This is a genomic window from Mesorhizobium sp. M7A.F.Ca.CA.004.04.2.1, assembly GCF_004022825.1.
GTDB lineage: Bacteria > Pseudomonadota > Alphaproteobacteria > Rhizobiales > Rhizobiaceae > Mesorhizobium.
The window spans coordinates 1-5,276 of record NZ_RZPH01000373.1 but is presented as its reverse complement, the minus strand read 5'-3'; the positions used below and the strand labels follow the sequence as shown (position 1 = coordinate 5,276).

General features: G+C 63.2%; 5 protein-coding genes. 3 read left to right on the top strand and 2 right to left on the bottom strand.

The genetic code is table 11. The features are described 5' to 3' along the window. The coding region (locus tag EN893_RS17570) for a S8 family serine peptidase (RefSeq protein WP_164900934.1) at positions 1-711 on the top strand (711 nt) is incomplete at its 5' end. Between the two features lie 11 nt (positions 712-722). Here the strand turns inward: EN893_RS17570 and EN893_RS17565 are convergent. Next, positions 723-1,217: a hypothetical protein gene (locus EN893_RS17565; RefSeq protein ID WP_127271222.1), complete on the bottom strand. Its 495-nt coding sequence runs from the start codon at positions 1,215-1,217 to the stop codon at positions 723-725. A gap of 134 nt (positions 1,218-1,351) precedes the next feature. On the opposite strand from EN893_RS17565, the gene EN893_RS17560 reads away from it, so the two are divergent. Next, positions 1,352-2,260: a LysR family transcriptional regulator gene (locus EN893_RS17560; RefSeq protein WP_127272264.1), complete on the top strand. Its 909-nt coding sequence runs from the start codon at positions 1,352-1,354 to the stop codon at positions 2,258-2,260. Positions 2,261-2,424: 164 nt separating this feature from the next. Continuing rightward, a complete protein-coding gene (locus tag EN893_RS17555) occupies positions 2,425-3,669 on the top strand; it encodes an NAD(P)-binding domain-containing protein (protein ID WP_127267793.1) in 1,245 nt (414 codons plus the stop codon). A gap of 86 nt (positions 3,670-3,755) precedes the next feature. Here EN893_RS17555 and EN893_RS17550 read toward each other — a convergent pair whose 3' ends face one another. Then, positions 3,756-4,778 carry a substrate-binding domain-containing protein gene (locus EN893_RS17550; protein WP_127267792.1) on the bottom strand — a complete coding sequence of 341 codons (1,023 nt, stop codon included), beginning with the start codon at positions 4,776-4,778 and terminating at the stop codon, positions 3,756-3,758. Positions 4,779-5,276: the final 498 nt, after the last annotated feature.

Below are 5,276 nucleotides of genomic sequence, written 5' to 3'. Positions count from 1 at the left end.
GGCATCGACGACACCAACCCGGCGCTGTCGGGCGTCATTGCCGGGCAGTTCGACGCCATGCCCGACGTGCCGATCGAAAAGCGCGATCACGGCACGTCGATCGACGGGCTGATCGCCGGCGTCGGCGTGCTGGAAGGCATGGCGCCGGGCGCAAAGATCTATCACGCCCGCGCCTTCGAGGGCGGCAAGTCGACCATGGACGTCATCCTGTCGGCGCTCGACTGGGCGGCGGAACAGGACGTGCGCATCATCAATATGAGCTTCGTCGGGCCGAAGAACGATTTGCTCGGCGTCGCCTGCCGCAATGCCCGCGCACTCGGCATGGTGCTGGTCGCCGCAGCCGGCAACAACGGGCCGAAGGCGCCCTATGGCTATCCGGCGGCTTTCGATGGTGTCATCGCAGTCACCGCCACTGATGCCAAGGACGGGCTGATGCCGCAGGCCAATCGCGGCGCCTATGTCTTCATCTCGGCGCCTGGCGTCGAGATGGTGGCGCCGAGCGGCGCCGGCTCGGACGTGGTCACCGGTACCTCGTTTGCGGCGGCGATCGTGAGCGGCGCCATCGCCAATCTCATCCACGCCGCGCCCGGTCGAACGGCCGACGGCATCGAGAAGGCGCTCGCGGCGACGGCCAGGGATCTCGGCCCCAAGGGACGCGACAATGATTTCGGCTACGGTCTGCTGGACATCAGGGCGGCGGCAAAGGATTAGTCTGCGACAGGTCAAGTCGCGGCTTGCGGAGGACGCACCAGAAAATAGAGCGCGACGGTGTGCGTGATCATCAGCAGCGGCACGTAGATGATCGGGATCGCGTAGGTGGCGCCCAGTTCGCCCGCACGCTGGGGAAGGCCGACCTGGATGGCGTGGTAATAGTCTACGACGAGGTCGACAGTCCCGACCAGATTGAAGGCAACGACGAGCGCCCAGAAGATCCGAGGTATCCTTGCCGTGACCAGCGCCAGCATGGCCAGCACTCCTGTTATGAGGTCGCCGTAGGCAGCAAACACGGCAAAGCCGGCAGGCAAATCGGGGCCGACGACACCCGGAACGAGGAAGACCAGCCCGAAGAAGCGGAAGCTGTGCAGAGTGGCGACAGCGCGTTGCGTCGCGACCCGGTCCATAGACCTGAGCCACGGCAAACCGTATACGGCGAAGCAAAGCAGCCACGCGACATAGCCCAGAACAAGATGGATTTGGAACACGACCTCGGTTGACATCTGGCCTCTCTCGAAACTGGTTCATGCGACCTCCGACACCGCGTGAGACGCAGGGCAGCCCTTGGCGGACTACCTTGACCGACCTACTAAGCCCGCTTCCATAATTCGACCATCCGCTGTAATCACAACAACCCATGAAGCAGAACTACACAGTCCGGCACGGAGCGCTGGAGGGCGTCGAGGCATTCCTGGCCGTCGCCAGGCACCGCAACTTCCGCCGCGCCGCAGCGGAACTCGGCGTGACACCGTCCGCCGTGAGCCAGGCGGTGCGCGCGCTGGAAACACGCATGGGTGCGGCGTTGTTCGTTCGCACAACGCGGAGTGTCGGCTTGAGCGAGCCTGGCCAACGGTTCCTCGACCGTGCCGGCCCTGCTTTCGAAGAACTTGTGGCGGCCGGCGAGGCGGTGCGTGACATCGGCCGGCGGCCGACCGGTCTGCTGCGCCTGTCCGTACCCCGCGCCGTCGTGCCCTTGATCCTGGAGCCGATGATCGCGTCGTTCTGCCGGGCCTATCCCGAGATCGAACTGGAGATCGCCGCGAGCGACGAGATGGTCGATCTCGCGGCCGGCGGGTTCGATGCCGGTATCCGTCTTGGCCAGTTCATCGCGGTCGACATGGTCGCGGTGCGGCTAACCCCGTCATTTTCCTTCGTGGTCGTCGGCAGCCCTGACTATCTCAAACGCCATGGCCACCCCGAACGCGTCGACGATTTGCGCAACCACGCCTGCCTGCGCTTGCGCCGTTCGAATGGCGCCATTGCGCCCTGGGCTTTCGTCGACGGCAACGAGGCGATCGAGGCGATGCTCTCAGGCCCGCTGATTGCGCACGATTATCCGACATTGCTCGGGGCCGCGATGCGGGGCGTCGGGCTGGCGCAGACGCCTCGACCAATCGCTGAAGGTCCGATAGCCGAAGGTAAACTCGAACCGGTGCTGGACGGCATCGCCGCCACGACGCCGGGCGTCTTCCTGTATCATCCCGGCAAGCGCCAAGTCCTGCCGAAGCTGCGCGCCTTCATCGACCACCTCAAATCCGCGGCGTGAGATATCGGAATCCAGCCCCTTGCGGTGGCCTCCCCACTGCCGGCGTCGGGCGAGATTTTGATCGTGGCGTGAGCCGACAGAACTGCTATCTTGCCCTCGCACCTTCGGGGAGACTATGCGGACGCCATTTTTGGGCGACATGCACTAGCATCGGGATTGCGGCAATGACGAGTAACGCCAATGTCCTCGATGCGGTGGTCGTCGGGGCCGGCTGGGCCGGCCTGGGCATCAGCCATTCGCTGGCACGGCGGGGCCTAAGCCACAGGATACTGGAGAGAGGCCGCATCGGAGAGACCTGGCGCACACAGCGGTGGGACTCTTTCCGGATGAATACCCCCAACGTGCAGACCGTGATGCCAGGCGACTGCTATGACGGTTCGGATCCGTCCGGTACCCTGACGTGCGACGAATTCGTCGCACTCCTCGAGGATTTCGCCAAGCGGCACGGCCTCCCTGTCGAACAGGATACTGCCGTGACCGAACTCGCCAGTGGACACAATAATGGCGAATATAGGCTAACCACTTCACGCGGCACAGTTTTGGCGCGGAACGTGGTGATCGCAAGCGGCGACCTGAATTGTCCGGTGCGCCCAATTTGGGCCGGTTCGCTGCCGCCCGGCCTCTGCCAGATCGATGCTTCCGATTACCGCAGCGCCGCCGATCTCGCTGATGGAGCGGTGCTGGTTGTCGGAGGCGGCCAGTCGGGTGGCCAGATCGCAGAGGACTTGGCAGAAGCAGGCCGAACGGTCTTCCTTGCCACAAGCCGGGTTGGAAGACTCTCTCGGAGCTACCGAGGTCGCCACATTATGATGTGGCTGGTCGAGAGCGGGTTTCTCGACGTGCGTCGAGAGGAGATAATCCGTCTTGCGGAACGCATTCCGGCTCGTGGTCTGCTTGGGGCAGAACGCACCATTAGCCTCCAAGCGCTCAGCGCCCGAGGTATCGTGCTGCTGGGCCGGTTCGCAGGCGTCGAGGAAGGCGGCCGCCTCTCGTTCGCCGACGATCTCGAAGCCCATATTCGTTTTGGGGATGAAGCCTCCGCCAACGTCAAACGCTATATCGACGAATATATCAGTCGCTCCGGAATCGATGCTCCCGTTTCGGAACCCAATCCTGCGGAGACTGTCGCGGCATATCTGCCGGACCCGACTATTCGTTCTCTTGATGTTGCCGTGTCCGGCATAACGACCGTGGTGTGGTGTACTGGCTTCCGGGGTGATTTCAGTTGGGTGAACCTCCCTGGGGTGCTCGACTCGCAGGGACGGCCCGTTCATGAGGATGGCGTGGCTGCGCAGCCAGGTATCTACTTCGCCGGCTTAGATTTCGCCTCCACGCGCAAATCGGGCATAATATTAGCGATTGCCGAGGAGGCGCACCGCCTTGTCGAACACATCGTCGGGCGTTCGTGACGGACTGGACACAGCCGATCCATGATTGGGTAAACCGGGTGTCGCGTCTCAACTCGGTTCCCGCAGAGCATGGGTTTGATCTCCAGCTACGCAGGCGCCCCCGCCACGGATCCCCTGACCACCAGGTCGACCGGCCAGACCTCGCCTCGCGCCCCCTCCTCCAGTCCTGAAATCCGTGCCGCCAGCCGCTCGGCGACACGGGCGCCGGCGAGACGGATCGATGAACGCGTCGTCGACAGCGGCACCGAGAAATTCTCCGGCCTCAGCCAGGGGAAGACATCGTCGTGGGCGATCAGCGAGACGTCGCTCGGAATGCTCAGGCCGAGGTCGCGTACGGCGCGCACGACGCCCAGCGCCATGATCAGGCTGGAGCAGGCGATCGCCGTCGGCGCGTCGTCCTCTTCCAGCAAACGCCTGGTGGCGCGATAGCCGTTCTCCTCGGTCATATCGACCGAGCAGACATGGCGTTCGCTCAATGACAGTCCGCTCGCGGCGAGCGCCCGGCGCACGCCGCGTTCGCGATGGATGGCGAAGGTCTCGCGGTCGTCACCGTTGATCAACGCCAGCCGCCGATGACCTAGTTGGATCAGCAGCCTGGCCGCCTCGTGGAAGGCGCCCTCATTGTCGATGTCGGTAAAAGCATAGTCGAAGTCGAAGCCCTCACTGCGGCCATGGACGATGAAGGGAATGCCGAGCGTGTTGACCAGCGCCACGCGCCGGTCAGCGGGCCTTGGCGAGGAGATGTAGACGGCATCGACCTGCCTGTTGGCGACGATGCGCCGGTAGGTCGTCTCCTGGTCGTCGGCGTCGGCCGGCGACAGCACAAGGTCAAGCTCGTGCGAACGGGCATAGTCACCAAGGCCGGACAGGAACTCGACGAAATGCGGATCGATGTCGACCGACGCACCGGTCGGCAGGACATAGCCGATCATGCCGGTCTTGCCGGTCGCCAGCCGGCGCGCGCTCGGATTGGGACGATAGCCATGGCGCTTGGCGGCATCCATGACACGCCTGCGCGTCTCCTCGTTGACCTCGGGATAGCCGTTCAGCGCACGGCTTACCGTGGTTTGCGAAAGTGCCAGCATATGGGCGAGCTGCTTGAGGTTCACGAAAGGTCTCCATTCCCTCAAAGCGCTTTTAAATTGAATCGACCCAAGTCCCAGCGGGGCCGAGCCATACCAAGCCGAACCATAGACGCGGTTCGGGCGTATTTGAAACAAAAATTGCTGCTGCATCGCCATAATAGCATGTTGCAGCGCACTTTTAGGGGCGCAAATGCGCGAACCTAAATCGATTAATCCGCCCGGCCTCTTGACTTCCCAGCAATTCAATGGCGTGATCGAGAAAGCCAAAGCGCTTTGGAAGACTCTTCGAAAGGTTGCGGTTCCTTTCCGACTGAGTCACAGTCCTGCGGCGTCGGCGGGCGGAATGGAGGTTCCGTCCGGTGTGTGAGACCCACTGGGAGGAATAACGATGAAGAAAATGCTTTTGCTGGGTGCGGCGTTTGCCACGTTCGCCCTGAACGCGCCCGCGCAGGCCGAACTGAAGTTCAAGCCCGGCGAAGACAAGCGCTTCAAATGGGCGAACTACGAAGAGCCCAAGGAAGG

What these genes read in the sequence shown, in the direction of transcription:
- EN893_RS17565 (WP_127271222.1), bottom strand. Translation starts at nt 1,217, where the DNA reads ATGTCAACCGAGGTCGTGTTCCAAATCCATCTTGTTCTGGGCTATGTC.
- EN893_RS17560 (WP_127272264.1), top strand. Translation starts at nt 1,352, where the DNA reads ATGAAGCAGAACTACACAGTCCGGCACGGAGCGCTGGAGGGCGTCGAG.
- EN893_RS17555 (WP_127267793.1), top strand. Translation starts at nt 2,425, where the DNA reads ATGACGAGTAACGCCAATGTCCTCGATGCGGTGGTCGTCGGGGCCGGC.